18 protein-coding genes and 1 tRNA gene are annotated in these 20,261 nt (G+C 72.4%); all 19 read right to left on the bottom strand.

The features are described 5' to 3' along the window. Positions 1–41 precede the first annotated feature (41 nt). The 19 genes from rpoB to FN207_RS01175 all read right to left on the bottom strand — a co-directional run bounded on the left by rpoB (position 42) and on the right by FN207_RS01175 (position 20,180). The gene (rpoB, locus tag FN207_RS01085) at positions 42–3,551 is read right to left on the bottom strand and encodes a DNA-directed RNA polymerase subunit beta (RefSeq protein ID WP_221887985.1); all 3,510 of its coding nucleotides are present in this window, start codon (positions 3,549–3,551) and stop codon (positions 42–44) included. A gap of 370 nt (positions 3,552–3,921) precedes the next feature. Further along, positions 3,922–4,719: a hypothetical protein gene (locus tag FN207_RS01090; protein ID WP_142456541.1), complete on the bottom strand. Its 798-nt coding sequence runs from the start codon at positions 4,717–4,719 to the stop codon at positions 3,922–3,924. A gap of 5 nt (positions 4,720–4,724) precedes the next feature. After that, positions 4,725–5,330, bottom strand: coding sequence for a hypothetical protein (locus FN207_RS01095; RefSeq protein WP_142456542.1), 606 nt, complete (start codon positions 5,328–5,330; stop codon positions 4,725–4,727). Positions 5,331–5,388: 58 nt separating this feature from the next. Next, positions 5,389–6,657, bottom strand: coding sequence for an MCE family protein (locus FN207_RS01100; protein ID WP_142456543.1), 1,269 nt, complete (start codon positions 6,655–6,657; stop codon positions 5,389–5,391). Further along, the gene (locus tag FN207_RS01105) at positions 6,654–7,913 is read right to left on the bottom strand and encodes an MCE family protein (protein WP_142456544.1); all 1,260 of its coding nucleotides are present in this window, start codon (positions 7,911–7,913) and stop codon (positions 6,654–6,656) included. The genes FN207_RS01100 and FN207_RS01105 overlap by 4 nt, the downstream gene beginning before the upstream one ends. Next, positions 7,910–9,151 carry an MCE family protein gene (locus tag FN207_RS01110; protein ID WP_142456545.1) on the bottom strand — a complete coding sequence of 414 codons (1,242 nt, stop codon included), beginning with the start codon at positions 9,149–9,151 and terminating at the stop codon, positions 7,910–7,912. Before FN207_RS01110 ends, FN207_RS01105 begins: the two co-directional genes overlap by 4 nt. Then, positions 9,148–10,182 (bottom strand): MCE family protein, encoded by a 1,035-nt coding sequence (locus FN207_RS01115; RefSeq protein ID WP_142456546.1) that lies wholly within the window; start codon positions 10,180–10,182, stop codon positions 9,148–9,150. The genes FN207_RS01110 and FN207_RS01115 overlap by 4 nt, the downstream gene beginning before the upstream one ends. After that, positions 10,182–11,219, bottom strand: coding sequence for an MCE family protein (locus FN207_RS01120; RefSeq protein ID WP_142456547.1), 1,038 nt, complete (start codon positions 11,217–11,219; stop codon positions 10,182–10,184). The genes FN207_RS01115 and FN207_RS01120 overlap by 1 nt, the downstream gene beginning before the upstream one ends. Positions 11,220–11,277: 58 nt before the next feature. Further along, positions 11,278–12,669 carry an MCE family protein gene (locus FN207_RS01125; protein WP_142456548.1) on the bottom strand — a complete coding sequence of 464 codons (1,392 nt, stop codon included), beginning with the start codon at positions 12,667–12,669 and terminating at the stop codon, positions 11,278–11,280. A 7-nt stretch (positions 12,670–12,676) separates the two neighbouring features. Further along, positions 12,677–13,546, bottom strand: a complete 870-nt coding sequence (locus FN207_RS01130) for an MlaE family ABC transporter permease (RefSeq protein ID WP_246065658.1) — start codon at positions 13,544–13,546, stop codon at positions 12,677–12,679. A 3-nt stretch (positions 13,547–13,549) separates the two neighbouring features. Then, positions 13,550–14,356 (bottom strand): MlaE family ABC transporter permease, encoded by an 807-nt coding sequence (locus tag FN207_RS01135; protein ID WP_246065659.1) that lies wholly within the window; start codon positions 14,354–14,356, stop codon positions 13,550–13,552. Then, complete coding sequence (locus FN207_RS01140; RefSeq protein ID WP_142456549.1) at positions 14,353–15,465, bottom strand: ABC transporter ATP-binding protein; 1,113 nt, start codon at positions 15,463–15,465, stop codon at positions 14,353–14,355. Before FN207_RS01140 ends, FN207_RS01135 begins: the two co-directional genes overlap by 4 nt. 230 nt (positions 15,466–15,695) lie before the next feature. After that, the gene (gene rplL / locus FN207_RS01145) at positions 15,696–16,088 is read right to left on the bottom strand and encodes a 50S ribosomal protein L7/L12 (RefSeq protein WP_093578209.1); all 393 of its coding nucleotides are present in this window, start codon (positions 16,086–16,088) and stop codon (positions 15,696–15,698) included. A 17-nt stretch (positions 16,089–16,105) separates the two neighbouring features. Further along, positions 16,106–16,717 (bottom strand): 50S ribosomal protein L10, encoded by a 612-nt coding sequence (gene rplJ, locus FN207_RS01150; protein ID WP_142456550.1) that lies wholly within the window; start codon positions 16,715–16,717, stop codon positions 16,106–16,108. Between the two features lie 385 nt (positions 16,718–17,102). Further along, positions 17,103–17,822: a 50S ribosomal protein L1 gene (rplA, locus tag FN207_RS01155; RefSeq protein ID WP_142456551.1), complete on the bottom strand. Its 720-nt coding sequence runs from the start codon at positions 17,820–17,822 to the stop codon at positions 17,103–17,105. Positions 17,823–17,955: 133 nt separating this feature from the next. After that, entirely contained in the window at positions 17,956–18,387 is a 432-nt protein-coding gene (rplK, locus tag FN207_RS01160) for a 50S ribosomal protein L11 (RefSeq protein ID WP_093578212.1), read from the bottom strand. 88 nt (positions 18,388–18,475) lie between these two features. Continuing rightward, entirely contained in the window at positions 18,476–19,381 is a 906-nt protein-coding gene (nusG, locus tag FN207_RS01165) for a transcription termination/antitermination protein NusG (protein ID WP_142456552.1), read from the bottom strand. A 44-nt stretch (positions 19,382–19,425) separates the two neighbouring features. Then, positions 19,426–19,965, bottom strand: coding sequence for a preprotein translocase subunit SecE (gene secE, locus FN207_RS01170; protein WP_142456553.1), 540 nt, complete (start codon positions 19,963–19,965; stop codon positions 19,426–19,428). 142 nt (positions 19,966–20,107) lie between these two features. Continuing rightward, a tRNA-Trp gene (locus FN207_RS01175) sits at positions 20,108–20,180 on the bottom strand. Positions 20,181–20,261: the final 81 nt, after the last annotated feature.

A 20,261-nucleotide genomic window follows, 5' to 3' on the forward strand; every position in this document is an offset into this window, starting at 1 on the left:
GGCGCCGGCCGGCCCCGCTCAGGGGGCCGGCCGGCGGCCGATCACACGTCCTCGACGCTGGAGGGCTCGCGGCGGGAGAGGTCGATGCCCAGCTCCTCCGCGGCCCGGAACACCTCGTCGTCGGTGTCGCGCAGCTCGATCGCCTGCCCGTCGCCGGACAGCACCTCGACGTTGAGGCACAGCGACTGCAGCTCCTTGAGCAACACCTTGAACGACTCGGGGATGCCCGGCTCGGGGATGTTCTCGCCCTTGACGATGGCCTCGTAGACCTTGACGCGGCCGAGGATGTCGTCGGACTTGATGGTCAGCAGCTCCTGCAGCGCGTAGGCCGCGCCGTAGGCCTGCATCGCCCAGCACTCCATCTCACCGAAGCGCTGGCCACCGAACTGCGCCTTACCACCCAGCGGCTGCTGCGTGATCATCGAGTAGGGGCCGGTCGAGCGGGCGTGGATCTTGTCGTCGACCAGGTGCAGCAGCTTCAGGATGTAGACGTAGCCCACCGAGATCGGCTCGGGGAAGGGCTCCCCGGAGCGGCCGTCGAACAGCCGCGCCTTGCCGGTCTCCTGCACCATCCGGTTGCCGTCGCGGTTGGGGATCGTCGAGCCCAGCAGGCCGATGATCTCCTCCTCGCGGGCGCCGTCGAACACCGGCGTCGCGGTCCGGGTGCCCGGGTCCGCCTGGCGCGCCCGCTCGGGCAGGTTCGCCGCCCACTCCGGGGTGCCCTCGACCTGCCAGCCGGACTTGGCGATCCACCCGAGGTGGGTCTCCAGGACCTGGCCGACGTTCATCCGGCCGGGGACGCCGAGCGGGTTGAGGACGATGTCCACCGGGGTGCCGTCCTCGAGGAACGGCATGTCCTCCTGCGGCAGGATCTTCGCGATGACGCCCTTGTTGCCGTGGCGCCCGGCGAGCTTGTCGCCGTCGGAGATCTTGCGCATCTGGGCGACGTAGACCCGGATCAGCTCGTTGACGCCGGCGGGCAGCTCGTCGCCGTCCTCGCGCGAGAACACGCGGACGCCGATGACCTTGCCGGACTCACCGTGCTTGACCTTGAGGCTGGTGTCGCGGACCTCGCGGGCCTTCTCGCCGAAGATCGCCCGCAGCAGCCGCTCCTCGGGGGTCAGCTCGGTCTCGCCCTTGGGCGTGACCTTGCCGACGAGGATGTCGCCGGGGACGACCTCGGCACCGATGCGGATGATGCCGCGCTCGTCGAGGTCGGCGAGGACCTCCTCGGAGACGTTCGGGATGTCCCGGGTGATCTCCTCGGCACCGAGCTTGGTGTCGCGGGCGTCGACCTCGAACTCCTCGATGTGGATCGAGGACAGGACGTCGTCCTGCACGAGGCGCTGCGACAGGATGATCGCGTCCTCGTAGTTGTGGCCCTCCCACGGCATGAAGGCGACGAGCAGGTTCTTGCCCAGCGCCATCTCGCCCTGGTCGGTGCACGGCCCGTCGGCGATGACCTGGCCGACCTCGACCCGCTGACCCTCGTCCACGACGGGGGTCTGGTTGATCGAGGTGCCCTGGTTCGAGCGGCGGAACTTCAGCAGCCGGTAGGTCTGCCGCGTGCCGTCGTCGGCCATGACGGTGACGTAGTCGGCGGTGGAGTCCTCGACCACACCGGCCTTCTCCGCCACGACGACGTCGCCGGCGTCGACGGCGGCCCGCAGCTCCATGCCGGTGCCGACCAGCGGCGCCTCGCTGCGCAGCAGCGGGACGGCCTGGCGCTGCATGTTCGCGCCCATGAGCGCGCGGTTGGCGTCGTCGTGCTCGAGGAACGGGATCATCGCCGTCGCGACCGAGGTCATCTGCCGCGGCGAGACGTCCATGTAGTCGACGTTCTCGGGGACGAGGTAGTCGACCTCACCGCCCTTGGTGCGGACCAGGACGCGGTCCTCGGCGAACCGGCCCTGCGCGTCCAGCGGCGAGTTGGCCTGGGCGACGACGAAGCGGTCCTCCTCGTCGGCGGTCAGGTAGTCGATCTGGTCGGTGACCGTGCCGTTCTCGACCCGCCGGTAGGGGGTCTCGATGAAGCCGAAGGCGTTGACCCGCCCGTAGGCCGACAGCGAGCCGATCAGGCCGATGTTCGGGCCTTCCGGCGTCTCGATCGGGCACATCCGGCCGTAGTGGCTCGGGTGCACGTCGCGGACCTCCATGCCGGCCCGCTCACGGGACAGACCACCCGGGCCCAGCGCCGACAGGCGGCGCTTGTGGGTCAGGCCCGCGAGCGGGTTGGTCTGGTCCATGAACTGCGAGAGCTGGCTGGTGCCGAAGAACTCCTTGATGGAGGCGACGACCGGCCGGATGTTGATCAGGGTCTGCGGCGTGATCGCCTCGACGTCCTGGGTCGTCATCCGCTCGCGGACGACGCGCTCCATGCGGGAGAGGCCGACCCGGATCTGGTTCTGGATCAGCTCGCCGACGGTGCGCAGGCGGCGGTTGCCGAAGTGGTCGATGTCGTCGACGCCGTGGTCGGGCTCGCCGGCGTGCAGCCGCACGACGTACTCGATGGTGGCGACGATGTCGTCCTCGGTCAGCGTGGAGGTCGGCTGGGGGACCTCGACGCCGAGCTTCTTGTTCACCTTGTAGCGGCCGACCTTGGCCAGGTCGTAGCGCTTCGGGTTGAAGAAGAGGTTCTCCAGCAGGGCCTGCGCCGACTCACGCGTCGGCGGCTCGCCCGGCCGCAGCTTGCGGTAGATGTCGAGCAGGGCCTCGTCCTGCCCGGCGATGTGGTCCTTCTCCAGGGTGGCGAGGACGGTGGGCGACCACTGGAAGTGCTCGCGGATGCGGTCCTCGGTCCAGCCCAGCGCCTTGAGCAGCACGGTGACCGGCTGACGGCGCTTGCGGTCGATCCGGACGCCGACGGTGTCGCGCTTGTCGACGTCGAACTCCAGCCACGCACCACGGCTGGGGATGACCTTGGCGCTGAAGACGTCCTTGTCGGAGGTCTTGTCCAGGGTCTTGTCGAAGTAGACGCCGGGGCTGCGGACCAGCTGCGAGACCACGACGCGCTCGGTGCCGTTGATGACGAACGTGCCCTTGTTCGTCATGATCGGGAAGTCGCCCATGAACACCGTCTGGCTCTTGATCTCGCCGGTGGTGTTGTTCATGAACTCGGCGGTGACGAACAGCGGCGCCGCGTAGGTCATGTCCTTGTCCTTGCACTCCTCGAGGGACGCCTTGACGTCCTCGAAGCGCGGGTTGGAGAAGGACAGCGACATCGAGCCGCTGAAGTCCTCGATCGGGGAGATCTCCTCGAGGATCTCGGCCAGGCCGCCGACGGCGGAGGCCTGCTCCTCGGGCGAGAGGGTGGCGCGCCACTCGGGGCTGCCGACCAGCCAGTCGAAGGACGCGGTCTGCAGGGCGAGCAGGTCCGGCACCTCGAGGGGCTCGGAGATCTTCGCGAACGAGACCCGGAGCGGAGCCCCGGGGATCTTCTGCTGGTCGGCCTCTCCGGTGCGGGGGCCGGCCTGGGGAGTCTGGTTCTGCTGGCCGAAGCCGCCGGACTCGGTGGTGCTGGGGGAGATGCTGGTGGGGCGAGAGCCTGCCAAGATGCGTCCTTCCAAGGACCTCACGACGTGCGGGCGGTGGGTGCGGGGTCGTCCTGGGTCGTCGTCGGTATCGGCGGGGCTGTCCGCGGCGTCCGGCCCGCCGGGTCGACGGAGTCGTCGCCGGGGTGCCGGGAATCCCGGGCACCCCAGGTGACCCGTCTCGGCGGGCAGGCAGTCAGGGGGCAGCGCAACAGAGAACCCTACCCCTGCTCGCTGGGGCTGTCCACGTCGGGGGTGAGTGGCGACCCACACCACGTCCCCGGGAAGGACAGCGCCCACACGACGGGCGGCATTCCGCGCGACGATGATGCCAGCCCGGGTGCCCCCTTGTCGCCGCCACGCCGCGACGATTCTGCCGCGGCCGGCCCGGTCAGCTGGTCGTCAGCAGGGTGAGGTCGCTGATCTTCCAGTCGCCGTCCACGCGCGTGAGCTGCACCTGCACGGTCTGGGTGCACGACTGCGCGCCCTCCGGCGTGACCGTGCACTCCGAGCCCTCGGGGGCCGTCTGGGTCCCGCTGTTCACCGACTGGACGACGTACTGGCCGAACACCACGACGGTGGCGGTGTCCTGGTCGTCGGAGACCTGCTGCAGGCCGACGTCGAGCACCTCGTAGCGCGTGGTGGCCGAGACCTGCTCGTAGGTGTCGACGATCCCGCCCTGCGACAGGTCGGTCTCGTACTGCTCCCGCAGGTCGCCGGTCAGGACGTCGAGCTTGCGCTGCACGCTGCCCTCGGAGTCCTGGTAGTCGTAGGCGTAGAGGGCCTGCACGTCCTCGCGCGCCGCGGCGAAGACCTCCGGCGAGACGTGCGTGGGGTGCAGCCGCTGCCAGGCCAGGAACGCCACGGCGCCGGCGGCCAGCACGCAGAGCACCCCGAGGACCGCCACCGGCGACAGCCGCCGGCTCCGGGCGGGCGCGGCCGCGGGAGCCGGGCGGGTGCGCGCCGGCCGGGTGCGCCGGGCGGAGGTGCCCGACCCCGCCCGCGGCTCCCCGCCGCTGGCCGGCTTCTCCAGCGAGGTGGTCGCTCCGGTCGCCGTCGGCGTCGCGTCGGGGCGGGGCTCCTCGCGGTCGCGGCGGCTGCCGGCCACCCGGGGCCGCGGGGACGGACGGGGCCGCTCGGCACGCGGCCGCGGCGTCGGGCGGGGGCGCTCCCCCGGGGTCTCGCTCACGCCGGTCACCTCCCGGAGATCCCGGACAGCAGCCAGCGGCCGTCCTGGCGCACCAGCTCGACCTGGATGCGGTAGCGCAGCACCTGGGCCTGCGGGCCGGCGGTGCTCTGCTGCGTGGACTGGATGACGAGCAGCACCGTCCCGGAGTCCTCGTCGGCGCTGACCACGCCGGCGCCGACGACCTCGGTCTGCACGACCGCCTGGGCGTCGACGAGCTCCTGCCGCCGGTCCTGCAACTGCGCCAGGGACTCGTCGCGCAGGTCCCCGGTGGCCACGCGGCGGACCTGCTCGATGTCGTCGTCGATGGTGACCGCGTCGAAGGAGGTCAGGTCGACGATCCCCGAGCGGGCGGCCTGCAGGACCTCGACGTAGGAGTCGGTGCGCACCGGGGACTCGTCGTCCCCGCGGAACCACGGCAGGGCCAGCCAGGTGGCCGCGGCGAGCAGCAGCACGAGCAGCACCGCGAGGACCGGCACCAGCGGGACCGACAGCCGGCGGCGGGACGCGGGGCGCTGGTCGTCAGCCTTCCCGTCCTCGGTGGTGTCCTCCGCGGGGAGCCCGGTGGCGGTCGTCCGGCTGGTCTCGTCGGCCGTGCCGATGTCCTGCGTCACCGTGTCCTCCTCTCCTCGTGTGGCGGATCGGCCACTGCGCGTGACGAGCATGCCGCACTCAGCCCGTCGTCCGTGCGAAGGGGAGAGCACCGAGCAGTCCGCCGAGGACGTCGTCGACCACCGTGGCCACCGGGGGGAGCGCGCCGGCCTGGCCCTGCGGGCCGGGGGACCCGACGCCGCCGTCGCCGCCGATGTTCTGCGCGCCGCGGATGTTGGAGCCGGTCTCGTCCACGCCGTCGCCCGGGGTGGGGTCGGCACCGGCGACGACGTCGCAGCCGACGGAGTCGACGTCGACCGAGCCCACCGCCCCGGGACTGCGGGTCTGGCCCGTCGAGACGTAGCCGCTGGTGCAGGCGCGCGGGTCGTCGGCGTTGAGCACGAAGCCGAAGTGCGCCCGCAGCGTGCCGCCGTCGTTGCGGACGACGCTGAAGCCGCCGCTGACGACGTCGGGATAGGTGACCAGCATCTGCTCGACGCCGTCCAGGCGCGGGATGGTGACGCCGTTGAGGACGTCGAGGTTGCGCACCAGTGAACCCAGACCCGGCCCGGCGTTGTCGACCAGGTCCTGCAGCGCCGCGCCGGCGTCGGGGGCGTTGACCACGAGACCGCGCAGGTCGGGGTCGATGTCGACGAGCGTGTCGCTGACCGCGCGCAGGTCGCTGGCCCACTGCTCGATCGCCGAGCGGCTCTCGGCCTGCGTCCGCAGCACCGTCTGCCCGTCGGTGATCAGCTGCAGCGTCTCGGGCAGCGACTGCTCGGCGCGGGCGAGCAGCAGGTCGCCGTTGTCGATGAGCCGGGCGAGGTCGTCCCCGGCGCCGGCGAACGCGCGGCCGAGCTCGTCGACGACGACCCGCAGGTCCTCGGCGTCCAGGGAGGTGACCAGCCCGTCGACGTCGAGCAGCAGCTGCTCGACGGGGATCGGGATGGCGGTGCGCGACTGCGGGATCACCGCGCCGTCGGCGAGGAAGGGCCCGTCGGCGGAGGCCGGGCGCAGGTCGACGTACTGCTCGCCGACGGCGCTGCGGTTGGCCACGACGGCGTCGGTGTCGGCGGGGATCGGGGCGGCGTCGGGCTCGATGGTCATCGTCACCCGGACGCCGTCGTCGGTGAGCTGCATGTCGCTGACCCGGCCCACCGCGACGCCGCGGTAGGTGACCTCGGCGTTGACGAAGATGCCGCCGGAGTCGGCGAAGTCGGCGGCCACGTCGAAGCCGCTGCCCAGCAGCAGGCGGTCGAGGCCGACGTAGGTGAAGCCGACGTAGGAGATGCCCACCAGCGCCACCGTGGCGAAGGCGAGCAGCTGCAGCTTGATCTTGCGGGTGATCACGGCGTGCCTCCGGTCGGGACGGCGGGCAGCCCGGGCAGCCCGGCCGGGGCGCTGCCGACCGGGCCGCCGAGCACGGTGCCCACCAGGCCGCCCAGCCCCGGCACGAGCGACGGCACCGGCGACGTCCCGGTCCCGCCGGCGCCGGCCGGCGGCGTGCCCGCGGTGCCGCACCGGCCGCCCACGAGGTCCTGCGGCTCGAGGATCTCCAGGGCGCCGGTGACCGGGTCGACGACGTAGCGGCAGAGCAGCTCGCGCAGGTCCAGGTTGAGGTTGGCGGTCATGTTCGTGAAGAGGCCGTAGCCGCCGGTGCGGGCGTCGGGCCGGTACTGCAGCGCCGACAGCGAGCTGGCCGGGAACGGATAGGTCAGCAGCAGGTCGAGGGACGCGGCGAGGTCCGGGCCCGCGGCGGCCAGCTGGGTGAGGACCGGCTGCAGCAGCTGCAGGTCGGCGACGGTGTCCCCGCCGGCCTGGTCGATCACCCGGGTGCCGACGTCGCCGAGGCGGGACAGGCCGTCGAGCATCGAGACGAGCAGGTCGCGCTGCTCGGTCACGACGTCGAGCCCCGGCCCGATCGTGTCCAGCGCCGTCTCGATCGTCCCGGTGCGGGCGGCCAGCGACTCGGCGAGGGCGTTGACGCTGTCGAGGGCGCGGCCGATCTCGTCGCGCTGCTGGTCGAGCCCGGCGATGAACGTGTCGAGCTGGGTGAGGGTCGCGCGGACGGCGTCCTCCCGCCCCTCGAGGGCGTCGCCGAGCTCCCGGCTGATCGTCTGCAGCTGGGCCAGCCCGCCGCCGTTGAGGACCAGCGAGAGCGCGCCGAGCAGCTCCTCCACCTCGACGTTGCGGTTGGTGCGGTCCAGCGGGATCAGCGCGCCGTCGCCGAGCTCTCCGGTGGGCGACTCGGTGCCCGGCGCGGCCAGCTCGACGTACTTCTCCCCCAGCAACGAGGACTGCTGGATCATCGCCACCGCGTTCGCCGGCAGGTCGACGTCGCCGTTGATCTCGACGGTGACGACGGCGGTCCAGTCCTCGCCGAGGGAGACGTCCTCCACCCGGCCCACGGGCACGTCGGCCACGCGGACGCCGGCCTGCGGAACGAGGTCCAGGACGTCGAGGAACTGGATCTGCACGGTGTAGGGGTCCTCGCCGACGTCCGCGCCGCCGGGCAGGTCGAGGGAGTACGCGCCGCGGAAGCCGCACCCGGACAGCAGCAGCACGCCGGCGCCCAGCGCGGCCACCCGTCGGCCCCGCCCGGTCACTGCTGGCTCCCCGGGACGAGCGGCAGGCCGATCAGCGGGGTGCCGCCGGTCCGCGGCGTCGTGCCGCCGCCGAACAGCGTGCCGAGCAGCTCCTGCAGGTCGGGCACGCCGTTGCCGTTGAGGTCGTCGAGCTGGCCGTCGTTGCCGGGGTCCCCGGACAGCAGCCGCACGCAGATCTGCTCGACCGGCGGGAGCTGCAGGAAGGAGGTCAGGTCGGTCAGGCCGACGCCGGCGACCTGCAGGCGGCCGGCCGAGGCCAGCAGCTGGCAGACCATGACCTCCGGGTTGGTCGACCCCAGCGAGTTGTCGCGGGTGTCGAGCGTGCCGTAGTCGGGGTTGTAGGCGTGCGCGACGTTGCCGAGCGCCGCGGGCGCGACGTCGAGCACCTCGGCCAGCGCCTGGCGCTGCTGGACCAGCGTGAGGGTGACGTCGGCCAGCCGGTCGACGTTGGTGGTCAGCAGCGTGGTGTTGGTCTGCACGAAGGTGGCGATCTCGGCCAGCGCCGAGGACAGCAGCTGCACCGCGGCGGCGAGGTCCTCGCGCTCCCCCTCGAGCTGCTCGGCGACCGCGGCGAGGTTGTCGTTGAACTGCCCGACCTGGGTGTCGACCGTGGCCAGCGCCGAGGTGAAGGTCTGCAGGTTCTCCACCGAGCCGAACAGGTCCTCGCGGTTCTCCGACAGGGTCTGCACCGCCTGCGAGAAGCCGGTCAGCGTCCGGTTGAGGGCGTCACCGTTGCCCTCGAGGTTGTCCGCGCCGGTGGCCAGCAGGTCCGCCAGCGCGCCGTCCTCGTTCGCGCCGGTCGGGCCGAGCGCGGTCGAGAGCTCGTCGAGGGCGCCGTAGACGGCGTCGAGCTCGACCGGCGTCGCGGTCCGGGACAGGTCCAGCTCCGCGCCGTCCTCCATCGTGGGGCCGCCGTCGTAGACCGGGGAGAACTGCACGTAGCGGTCGCTGACCAGCGACGGCGCGAGGACGACCGCGTCGGCGTCGGCCGGGATGTCGTAGTCCTCGTCGACCAGCATGTCCACGCGCACCCGGTCACCCGTGGGGACGACGGCGGTGATCGCGCCGACGTCGATGCCGAGGACGCGCACGTCCCCGCCCTCGTAGACGCCGACGGCCTGGTCGAACCAGGCGGTCACGCGCATCTGGCCGGCCGGGCGCAGGACGGTCCAGCCGACCGCGCCCACCAGGACGAGCGCGGCGGCCAGCGCGACGCCGCGCTGCAGCGTCCCCGTCACTGCCCCTCCTCACAGGAGACGAGACCACCGGGCAGCTGGGCGGCGCCCCCGCAGAGCACCGACCCGACGGCGCCGGGCAGCAGGTTCTCCACGAAGCTGTCGAACCAGCGGCCGTTGCCCAGGGTGTTGGTGAAGACCCGGACGAACGGCGCCAGGTTGGCGACGGTCTGCCCGAGGGCCTCGCGGTTGCGCGAGAGGATGTCGGTGACGGTCGCCAGCTGCTGCAGCGCCGGGGTGAGGGCCTCGCGGTTGTCCGCGACCAGGCCCGACAGCTGCTGCGCCAGGGTCTGCGTGTTGGTCAGGATCGAGTCGATGAGCTGACGCCGCTCCTGCACCTCGGTGAGCAGGGTGTTGGAGTCCAGGATCAGCTGGGTGAACTCGCCGTTGCGGTCGGCGAGGACCTGGGTCACGTCCCGGGTGGCCGACAGGAGCTGCTCGAGCTGGGCGTCGCGCGAGGCGATCGTGTCCGAGAGCCGGGCCAGCCCGTCCAGGGACGTGCGGACCTCGTCGGGGGTGTCGGCGAAGGTCTGCGACAGCACCTCGAAGGAGCTCGCCAGCTGGGCGGTGTCGATGTCGTCGACCGTCGTGGACAGGTCCGCGAAGGCCTCGACGACGTCGTAGGGCGAGGCGGTCCGCTGCAGCGGGATGCGCTGCCCGGGGTCCAGCGGCGAGGTGCCGCGCGGGACGAGCGCGAGGTACTTGGCGCCGAGCACCGTCTCGATCTTGATGGCCGCCTCGGACCGGTCGCCGACGAAGGCGTCGCGGACGCGGAACTCCACGGTCACCGCGCCGTCCTCGAGCGCCAGGCTCTCGACCTGGCCGACCTTGACGCCGGCCACCCGCACCGGGTCGTCGGGGCGGAGCCCGGCGGCCTCGGAGAACTGGGCGCGGTAGACGGTGCCGCCGCCGATGAGCGGCAGCGACTGCGCGTTGAACGCCAGGAACACCAGGAGCGCGATGACGGAGAGGCTCACCGCCCCGATGACGACCGGGTCGCGGTCGCGGAAGGGCGTGGCCGCACGGCGGGCCATCAGCACCCCCTCGCGCCGGAGCCGAGCCCGCCGGCCGGGATGGTGCTCGGCTCGCTCGCGCCGGGCAGGGTCACCGTGCCCGACGCCCCGCACAGGTAGAAGTTGAACCAGCTGCCGTTGACGGCGGTCCGGGTGATCAGGTCGATCTTGGTCGGGGCGAGCTGCAGGAAGTCCTCCACGACGTCGCCGGTGTCGGCGAGGTTGCCGGCCAGGTCATCGAGGGCGGCGATGTCGGCCGAGAGCGGGGCGCGGGCGTCGTCGAGGAACCCGGCGGTGGTCACGGCCAGGCCGTCGATGGTCTGCAGCGCGTCGAAGATCGCGTCGCGGTCCTCGGTCAGCCCGCTGACGAACTGCTGCAGGGAGACCACGAGCGACGACAGCTGCTCGTCGCGGGCGGCGACGGTGCCCATCACCGACGTCAGGTTGTCGATCACGCTGCCGATGACGGCGTCCTTGTCGGCCAGCGCCGAGGTCAGCGAGCCGACGTGGCCGAGCAGGCTCTCCACCGTCCCGCCCTCGCCCTGGAACACCTGGATGATCTCGAAGGACAGCCGGTTGACGTCCTGCGGCGAGAGCGCCTGGAACAGCGGCTGGAACCCGCCGAACAGCGTCGTCAGGTCCAGCGCCGGCCGCGTCTGGGCCAGCGGGATGGTGGCGCCGGCGTCGAGCGTGCGCCCGGCCGACCCCTCCCCCTCGGTGAGCGCGACGTAGCGCTGGCCGACGAGGTTGCGGTAGCGGATGGTCGCCTGCACCGAGGTCGGCAGCGCGACGTCGGCGTCGACCTCGAGGGTCACCTCGGCCACCGGCCGGTCGGTCTGCTCTGACAGGCCGATCCCGGTCACCTGGCCCACCCGGACGCCGGCGATGCGCACCTCGTCGCCCTCGACCAGGCCGGCGACGTCGGTGAACTGCGCCCGGTACCCAAGCGGCTCGCCGTACCCGGCGTTGGTGATGGTGGTGACGAGCACGTAGCTGGCCAGCACGGTGACCAGCGCGAAGACGGCCAGCTTGGTCAGCGGCGCGGCGAGGCCCCTCATCGCAGCGCCCTCCCCGCTCCGCGGCCGATCGCTCCGCTCCTCGCTCGCCGGCGCTCGCTCATCGGAGAACCACCTGGGTCCCGCGCAGCAGCGGCGCCATCGTCGAGGCGGACAGGTCGGACACCTCGCCGGGCTCCACGCCGGTCTGGTAGCCGAGGATGCTGCGCACGAAGTCCAGCTCCGCCGTCGAGCCGGCCAGGCCCGTCGGCAGGGAGGTGCCGGCCGTGGAGGTGACCGTGGGGTTGGGCTCGCCGGCGCCGGCGGGGACGTCGTCGGGGTCGCGCCCGCCGAGGCAGTTCGGGTTGCCGCTGAGCGGGTTGTCCACCGAGTCGACGCCGTCCTCGGGCGGGACCGGGCAGTAGTACTCCCCGCGGTCGGCCGCGGCGATGATCGCGTCGATGTCGTCGAGGCCCTGGCAGTCCGGCCCGGACCGGTCGAGGTAGGCCGGCTGGTCCCCGGGCTGGTAGGGGTTGCGGGGCGGCAGGGTCACGGTGATGTCCAGGTTCAGCGCGGGGTCGCCGTCGCCGCCGAATGCCTCGGTGATCATCGGCTTGAACCGGGCCAGGCCGTCGAGCAGGCACGGGTACTCCGGCGAGTACTCGGCGAACAGCCCGAGCACCGGCAGCGAGGTGGCGGCCAGCGAGATGAGGTCGCGCTCGTTGGCCTCGAGGAAGCCGGCCGCGGTGGAGGCCGAGCCGCCGACGACGGTGAACGTGCGGCGCAGCTGCTCGGACTGGTCGACCAGCGTCTGCGAGGTCACCGACAGGTCGTCCAGGACGGCGAGCAGGTCGTCGGCCGCCGACGTGTAGGTGTCGGCGACGTCGGCCAGCCCGCTGATGTCGGCCTGCAGCTCGGGCAGGACGGTGTTGAGCTCGCCCACGTAGCCGCCGATCGAGGCGAGGTTCTCCCCCAGCCGGTCGCCGCGGCCGCGCAGCGCCGAGGCCACCGCGCCGAGCGTGTAGCTGAGGTCCTGCGGCTCGACGGCGCGCAGCAGCGGCAGCAGGTCGTCGATCACCCGCTGCAGCTCGACGGCGTTCTCCGTGCGGTCCTGCCCGATCTCGTCGCCGTCGGCCAGCCGCTCCCCCGACGGCTGCTCGGGCACGACGAGCGACACGTACCGCTCGCCGAACAGCGTCTTGGGCAGCAGCCGGGCGGTGACGTCGGCCGGTATCTGTTCGAGGTACCGCGGCCGGATGCCGAGCTCGATGGTGGCGCCGTCGGCACCGGCCTCCACGGAGCGGACCTCGCCCACGATGACCCCGCGCACCTTGACGTCGGAGGACTCCTGGAGCTGGTTGCCCACCGTGTCGGCGTGCAGGAGCACGCGGGCGGTGTCGGTGAACGCCTTGGTGTAGAGCGCCACCGTCAGCCCGAGCAGCAGCACCAGGACGACGAGGAACGCCACACCCTGCAACCGCCGGCGCACGACGGCGCCCCTGCCCCCGCTCATCGCCGGCTCACCCCGCGATCCGGACGGTCGTCGTCGAACCCCAGATGGCCAGCGAGAGGAACAGGTCGATGACCATGACCGCCACGATCGAGAAGCGCACCGCCCGGCCCACGGCGAGGCCGACCCCGGCGGGGCCGCCGCTGGCCCGGTAGCCGTAGTAGCAGTGGCTCAGGATGATCACGACGGCGAAGACGAGCACCTTGACGAAGGACCACAGCACGTCCTGCGGCGGCAGGAAGAGGGTGAAGTAGTGGTCGTAGGTGCCGGCCGACTGGGCGTAGGCCTCGGTGGTGATGGTCCGGGTGGCGAAGTAGCTGCTCAGCAGGCCGATGACGTAGAGCGGCACGACCGCGACGAAGCCGGCGACGATGCGGGTGGTCACCAGGAACGGCAGCGAGGGCACGCCCATGACCTCGAGGGCGTCGATCTCCTCGTTGATCCGCATGGCGCCGATCTGCGCGGTGAAGCCGCAGCCGACGGTGGCCGACAGCGCCAGCCCAGCGACCAGCGGCGCGATCTCGCGGGTGTTGAAGTACGCCGAGAGGAAGCCGGTGAACGCCGAGGTGCCGAGCTGGTCGAGGGCCGCGTAGCCCTGCAGGCCGACCTCGGTGCCGGTGAAGAAGGACAGGAACGCGATGACGCCGACGGTGCCGCCGATGACGGCCAGCGCGCCGGTGCCGAAGGTGACCTCGGCGAGCAGCCGGAGGGTCTCCCGCTTGTAGCGGCGCAGCGTGCGCGGCGTCCAGGCCAGGGCGCGGCCGTAGAAGGACAGCTGGTCGCCGAGGTCCTCGAGGGTGTCCATCGGCCGGCCGTAGAGGCGGCGGACCAGGCGGCGCGCGCCGACGCGGACCCGGTCGACCGGGGAGAGCAGCGCCATCGGTCACTGCCCCTTCGGCGGGACGAGCTGGAAGTAGATCGCCGTCATCACGAAGTTGACCGCGAACAGCAGCAGGAAGGTGATGACCACCGACTGGTTCACCGCGTCCCCGACGCCCTTGGGGCCACCGCCGGCCCGCAGGCCCTTGTAGGACGCGACGATCCCGGCGATCAGCCCGAACACCAGCGCCTTGATCTCCCCGGACCAGAAGTCCTCGACCTGCGCCAGCGCGCCGAACGAGGCCAGGTAGGCACCCGGGGTGCCGCCCTGCAGGACGACGTTGAAGAAGTAGCCACCGGCGACGCCGACCACGCTGACCAGGCCGTTGAGCAGCGTGGCCACCAGCATCGCGGCCAGCACCCGCGGGACGACGAGGCGCTGGATCGGGTTGATCCCGAGCACCTCCATGGCGTCGATCTCGTCGCGGATCTTGCGGGCGCCGAGGTCGGCGCAGATGGCCGAGCCGCCCGCACCGGCGATGAGCAGCGCGGTGACGATCGGGCTGGCCTCCCGGAGGACGGCGAGCACCGAGGCCGACCCGGTGAAGGACTGCGCCCCGAGCTGGCGGGTCAGCGATCCCAGCTGCAGGGCGATGACCGCGCCGAAGGGGATGGCGACCAGCGCCGTCGGCAGGATGGTGACGCTGGCGACGAACCAGGTCTGCTGGACGAACTCGCGCAGCTGGAACGGCCGCCTGGGCAGGGCCCGGAAGGTGTCGAGCGCGAAGGCGAACAGCGTGCCGCTGGCGCGCAGCGGCCGGGCCGGGGAGAGCGGACCGTCGAGCAGACCCGGCGCCTCCGGCCCCGTCACCGGCCGTCCCGGGGACCGGGCAGGACCCCGACGGCCTGCGTGGGATCCCAGTGGCGGCCGTGCGCGCCCACCGTCGGGGCGAAGACGCCGGCGTCGACCTGGGCGAGCAGGTCCGCCGGGAGCGAGGCCCGGATCGCGTCGGCGGTGGCCGGGTCGAAGTCGTGCAGCATGCGGGCCACGCGCTCCTGCCGGCGCCGCTGGGCGCGCCGCTCGGGCAGGCCCGGGGAGGGGTCCAGCTGAGGGGGGACGGCGTCGCCGCCGACGGCGCCCTTGGGCCCGACGCCGTTGTGCCGGTCGCCGCCGCGCGCCTGCAGGGCGGCCATCTCGGCCTCGACCTGCGCGACGTCCTTCTCCTCGCTCATCCCGATCGGGCCCTCGCGGCGGCCGTTGAGGAACTGCTGGACGACCGGCTCCTGGGAGGTGAGCAGCTGCTCGCGAGGCCCGAACATCGCCAGGTGCTTGCGGTAGAGCAGGCCGAGGTTGTCCGGCACGGTGCGGGCGGTGCCGATGTCGTGCGTGACGATGAGGAAGGTGGCGTCGATCTGCGCGTTGAGGTCGACGATCAGCTGGTTGAGGTAGGCGACGCGGACCGGGTCCAGGCCGGAGTCCGGCTCGTCGAACAGGATGATCTCGGGGTCGAGCACCAGCGCGCGGGCCAGGCCGGCGCGCTTGCGCATGCCGCCGGAGATCTCGCCGGGCAGCTTCCCCTCGGCGCCCTGCAGGCCGACCATGTCCATCTTCTCGAGGACGATGCGGCGGACCTCGGACTCGCCCTTCCTGGTGTGCTCGCGCAGCGGGAAGGCGATGTTGTCGAAGAGGTTCATCGAGCCGAACAGCGCGCCGTCCTGGAACAGGACGCCGAAGAGCTTGCGGACCTCGTAGAGCCGCTGCTCGCCGCACCGGACGATGTCGGTGTCGCTGATGACGATCGAGCCGCGCTCGGGCTTGAGCAGTCCCACCAGCGACTTGAGGAAGACCGACTTGCCGGTCCCGGACGGGCCGAGCAGCACGGAGATCTCGCCGGGCGGCAGGGTGAGCGTGACGTCGCTCCAGATGTTCTGGCTGCCGAAGGACTTGGTCAGCCCCTCGACCTGGACCGCGACGCCCACTGTCGACCTCCTCGTCCCCCGGCTCCGTCGCCGGCCGCACCGAGCGCGCCCGGTCCCGACTACTCATGGGTAACGAGGGCGCCCGGGGGAGGTTACGTGCGTCACGCCGCGGACGTGACACGGCTCGCTGTCACGTCACCCGGAAGCGGCAGGGGCCGCTCCCCCGGAGGAGAGCGGCCCCTGTGGCGTGCTCAGGTGGTGCTGGTCCCCGGCCTACGCCGGGGACGGTGTCACTTGACGGTGACGGTGGCGCCGGCGCCCTCGAGAGCGGCCTTGGCCTTCTCGGCGGCGTCCTTGGCGACCTTCTCCAGGACCGGCTTCGGCGCGCCGTCGACCAGGTCCTTGGCCTCCTTGAGGCCGAGCGAGGTCAGGCCGCGCACCTCCTTGATGACCTGGATCTTCTTGTCGCCGGCAGCCTCGAGGATGACGTCGAACTCGTCCTGCTCCTCGGCGGCGGGGGCGCCGCCGTCGCCACCACCGGCCGGCGCGGCAGCCGCGACGGCGACGGGGGCGGCAGCGGTGACCTCGAAGGTCTCCTCGAACTGCTTCACGAAGTCGGACAGCTCGAGCAGCGTCATCTCCTTGAACGCGTCGAGCAGCTCCGTGGTGGACAGCTTGGCCATGATCTCTCCTTCTGGGGTCAGTCGGTGCTGGCCGCGGCGTCCGCGGCGTCAGCGGTGTCGGTGGGGGTGTCGGCAGCAGCGGTGTCGGCGGTGTCGGCGGCCGGAGCGTCGCCCTCGGCGGGCTTCTTCTCCTGCAGCGCGGCGGCCAGGCGGGCGACCTGCGACAGCGGGGCCTGGAACAGCCCGGCGGCCTTGGTGAGGTTGCCCTTCATCGCGCCGGCCAGCTTGGCCAGCAGCACCTCGCGCGGCTCGACGTCGGCGAGGGCGGTGACCTCGGCGGGGCTGACGGTGCGGCCCTCGACGACGCCGCCCTTGACGACGAGCAGCGGGTTGGCGCGCGCGAAGTCACGGATGGCCTTGGCGGCCTCGACGACGTCGCCCTCGATGAAGGCGATCGCGGTCGGGCCGTTGAGCAGCGGGGCCAGGTCGGAGTGCCCGACCGAGTCCGCCGCCCGCTTCGTCAGGGTGTTCTTGACGACGGCGTAGCTGCTGCCCGCACCGAGGGAACGACGCAGCTGGGTCAGCTGCGTCACGGTCAGCCCGCGGTACTCGGTGAGCACGGCCGCGCTGGACTTCTGGAACCGCTCGGTGATCTCGTCGATCACCGCGGCCTTCGCCTGCGTGGGCATGGGCCTCCTCTCGTCTGACGGGCGACCACTCGTGCGCCGTACGAGAGCGGGCGATCACGGGGCCCGGAGACGACGAACGCCCCGGCGCAGGCGCACGGGGCGAGGGAAGCGGCACGAGGTGCCACGTCGATCGAACCGTCCTCCTGCGCGGGCCGCCCGGGGTTCCGGGGCCTTCGATCGCACGCGGACGTGCGACGACCAGCGGTCGTGGGGGGAACGCCCATCAGCATACGCGACCGCGCGGGAGAGGCGGCGGGCGGTGCCGGGGACGACGGAGGCCCCGCCGCGCGAGGTGCGCGACGGGGCCTCCTGGTGACGTACTGGAACGGCCTCGTCCCGGGTCCCGCCCCGAGCATGCGAGGGGTGGGGAGGACGAGGTCCTTCGTCAGGCGGTGGGCTCGTCCACCGTCAGGTTGCGGGTGCGGTTCGGGTCGACCGGGATGCCCGGGCCCATGGTCGTGGAGATGGTGACCTTCCGCAGGTACCGGCCCTTGGCGGCGGCCGGCTTGGCGCGCAGCACCTCGTCGAGGGCGGCGGCGTAGTTCTCCACCAGGCGCGTCTCGTCGAAGGACGTCTTGCCGATCACCAGGTGCAGGTTGGCCTGCTTGTCGGTGCGGAAGTTGACCTTGCCGCCCTTGATGTCGCTGACGGCCTTGGTGACGTCGGGGGTCACGGTGCCGGTCTTCGGGTTCGGCATCAGGCCGCGGGGCCCGAGGATGCGGGCGACGCGACCGACCTTGGCCATCTGGTCGGGGGTCGCGACCGCGGCGTCGAAGTCCAGGAAGCCGCCCTGGATGCGCTCGATCAGGTCGTCCGAGCCGACGACGTCGGCCCCGGCGGCCTCGGCCTCGGCGGCCTTGTCACCGGTCGCGAAGACGATGACGCGGGCGGTCTTGCCGGTGCCGTGGGGCAGGTTGACCGTGCCGCGGACCATCTGGTCGGCCTTGCGCGGGTCGACGCCGAGCCGGATGGCGACCTCGACGGTCGCGTCGTAGGTGGTCGGCGAGGTCTCCTTCGCCAGCCCGGCCGCCTGCAGCGGGCTGTAGAGGTTGTCGCGGTCGACCTTGGCCGCGGCCTCGCGGTACTTCTTGCCGTGCTTCGCCATGGTGGTGTCCTCTCCCCCGGGCGGGACGCTCGGGGATCTCGTGGTGTGCGGGCCTGGCGCGGCCCTCCCACAGCTGCTCCGGGCTCGGACGAGCCCGCGGTCGTGCAACGCCGCCGGTGACCGGCGGCTTCCGTCAGCCCTGGACGGTGATGCCCATCGAGCGGGCGGTGCCGGCGATGATGCGCTCGGCCTCGTCGAGGGAGTTGGCGTTGAGGTCGGGCATCTTGGTCTGCGCGATCTCGCGGACCTGGTCGCGGGTGACGGTGGCGACCTTGGTCTTGTGCGGCTCGCCGGAGCCCTTCTCGACCCCGGCGGCCTTGAGCAGCATGCGCGCGGCCGGCGGCGTCTTCGTGACGAAGGTGAACGAGCGGTCCTCGAACACCGAGATCTCGACGGGCACGACGTCGCCGCGCTGCGACTCGGTCGCCGCGTTGTACGCCTTGCAGAACTCCATGATGTTGACGCCGTGCTGGCCGAGCGCCGGACCGACGGGCGGCGCGGGGGTGGCCGCACCGGCCTTGATCTGGAGCTTGATGACCGCGGTCAACCGCTTCCTGGGGGGCATGACTTCCTTCTTCGTGACGGGATGGAACGACCGCGTCGCAGGTTCCCGCTCCCACTCTACGAGCGGTGGGAGGCGACGAGGTCCTCGTTCAGATCTTGGCGACCTGCGTGAACGAGAGCTCGACCGGCGTCTCGCGGCCGAAGATCGAGACCAGCACCTGCAGCTTCTGCTGCTCGGCGTTGATCTCGTTGATGGTCGCCGGGAGGGTGGCGAACGGGCCGTCCATGACGGTGACCGACTCGCCGATCTCGAAGTCGACCAGCGTCGTCGGCGCGGCCGCCGCGGCCGGCGAGGCGGCCTCGGCCGCCCGGGCCGCCTGGGGCGGGGCGTCGGGGACCAGCAGGTTCACGACCTCGTCGATCGAGAGCGGCGAAGGCCGGGAGGTGGCACCGACGAAGCCGGTGACGCCGGGGGTGTTGCGGACCGCGCCCCAGGACTCGTCGTTGAGGTCCATCCGGACGAGCAGGTAGCCGGGCAGCTTCTTCCGGTTGACCTGCGTGCGCTTGCCGTTCTTGATCTCGGTGACCTCCTCGGTGGGCACCTCGATCTGGAAGATGTAGTCCTCCATGTCCAGCGACTGGATCCGGGACTCGAGGTTGGTCTTCACCTTGTTCTCGTAGCCCGCGTAGGAGTGGATGACGTACCAGTCGCCGAACTGGGTGCGCAGCGTGCGCTTGAGGGTCTCCCGGGGGTCGAGGTCCTCCTCCTCGGCCTCGGCCAGCGCCTCGGTCACGATCGGGTCGTGGTCGGGGGCGGGCGCGGCCAGCGGGTCGCCGACCAGGCTGTCGCGGCCACCGCTCTCCACGACCGGGGTCACGTCGGCCACGCCGGTGGCGGTGTCCTGGTCGGTGGTGTCGATCGAGCCCTCGGCCGAGCCGGGCTCACCGGCACCGGTCTCGAGGTCGACGCTGCCGCGGACGTCCGCGCGCTCGTCGTCGAGGTCGATGGCCGGGACGTCGCTGTCGGTGTCGAGGGGCTCGCGGGGGTCGGTCACGGGGATCTCTTCCTTGTCGGGTGCGTTCAGGCGCGGGGTGGCGGTCAGCCGAAGACGGCGAGCACGCCCTGCGCGAAGAGGACGTCGAGGCCCGCGACGAGCGCCACCATGAACGCCACGAAGAGGATGACCACGGTCGTGTAGGTGATGAGCTCGCGGCGGCCGGGCCAGATGACCTTGCGGAGCTCGGCCACGACCTCGCGGAGGAAGCGGCGCAGGCTCCGGCGGCGGCGGACCTCCTCGGACCGGGCCCGCTGCGCGGCGGCGCGCGACCGGGTGCCGGCGCCCTCGCGGCCGGCGGGCCGGCTACCAGCGGTGCGCTCGCGGGCAGCGCGGCGGGTGCGCGGGGCGACGTCCTCGTCGTCCTCGTCGTCGCCGGCGGTGATCCGGCCACCGCGGCGGCGGGCCGGGGCGCTGACGACCTTGTCCTCGTCGGCCTCGGCCTCCGCGGCGACCTCGTCCTCGGCGGCCTCCAGCTCGGCGGCGTCCTCGACGCCCGGGGCCTCGCGGTCGAGCTGCTCGTCGGTCAGCTCGGCGTCCGAGGCGGAGCGGGGGTCCTCCCCCGGGCCCGGCTTGTCGCTCACTGCGCCTCGCTCGCGTCGTGGTGGTGGCCGCTGCTGTCGGGCCGTCTGGTGTCGTGCTCTCCGGCCGGCGGCCGTGTCCGGGGTGCCGGTGCACGGTCGGTGCCGGGTCGTGCTGCGCGCCGGCGCGGGCCGGCGGCACGGGCAGGGGTGACAGGACTTGAACCTGCAGCCTGCGGTTTTGGAGACCGCTGCTCTGCCAGTTGAGCTACACCCCTAGTGCCCGGGACCGGTGCCACGTGTGCGGTGGCCCCGAGCGCCCCGGGGCGGCCGGACCCGCCGGTCCGGCGCGGTGCCCG

Origin of the sequence: Geodermatophilus aquaeductus (assembly GCF_900182545.1) — a bacterium.
Taxonomy (GTDB): Bacteria; Actinomycetota; Actinomycetes; order Mycobacteriales; family Geodermatophilaceae; genus Geodermatophilus; species Geodermatophilus aquaeductus.

Excerpts from the sequence above, each read along its gene's own strand:
- FN207_RS01115 (WP_142456546.1), bottom strand. The coding sequence starts at position 10,182 with ATGGCCCGCCGTGCGGCCACGCCCTTCCGCGACCGCGACCCGGTCGTC.
- FN207_RS01120 (WP_142456547.1), bottom strand. The coding sequence starts at position 11,219 with ATGAGGGGCCTCGCCGCGCCGCTGACCAAGCTGGCCGTCTTCGCGCTG.
- FN207_RS01125 (WP_142456548.1), bottom strand. The coding sequence starts at position 12,669 with ATGAGCGGGGGCAGGGGCGCCGTCGTGCGCCGGCGGTTGCAGGGTGTG.
- FN207_RS01130 (WP_246065658.1), bottom strand. The coding sequence starts at position 13,546 with ATGGCGCTGCTCTCCCCGGTCGACCGGGTCCGCGTCGGCGCGCGCCGC.
- rplL (WP_093578209.1), bottom strand. The coding sequence starts at position 16,088 with ATGGCCAAGCTGTCCACCACGGAGCTGCTCGACGCGTTCAAGGAGATG.
- rplJ (WP_142456550.1), bottom strand. The coding sequence starts at position 16,717 with ATGCCCACGCAGGCGAAGGCCGCGGTGATCGACGAGATCACCGAGCGG.
- rplA (WP_142456551.1), bottom strand. The coding sequence starts at position 17,822 with ATGGCGAAGCACGGCAAGAAGTACCGCGAGGCCGCGGCCAAGGTCGAC.
- rplK (WP_093578212.1), bottom strand. The coding sequence starts at position 18,387 with ATGCCCCCCAGGAAGCGGTTGACCGCGGTCATCAAGCTCCAGATCAAG.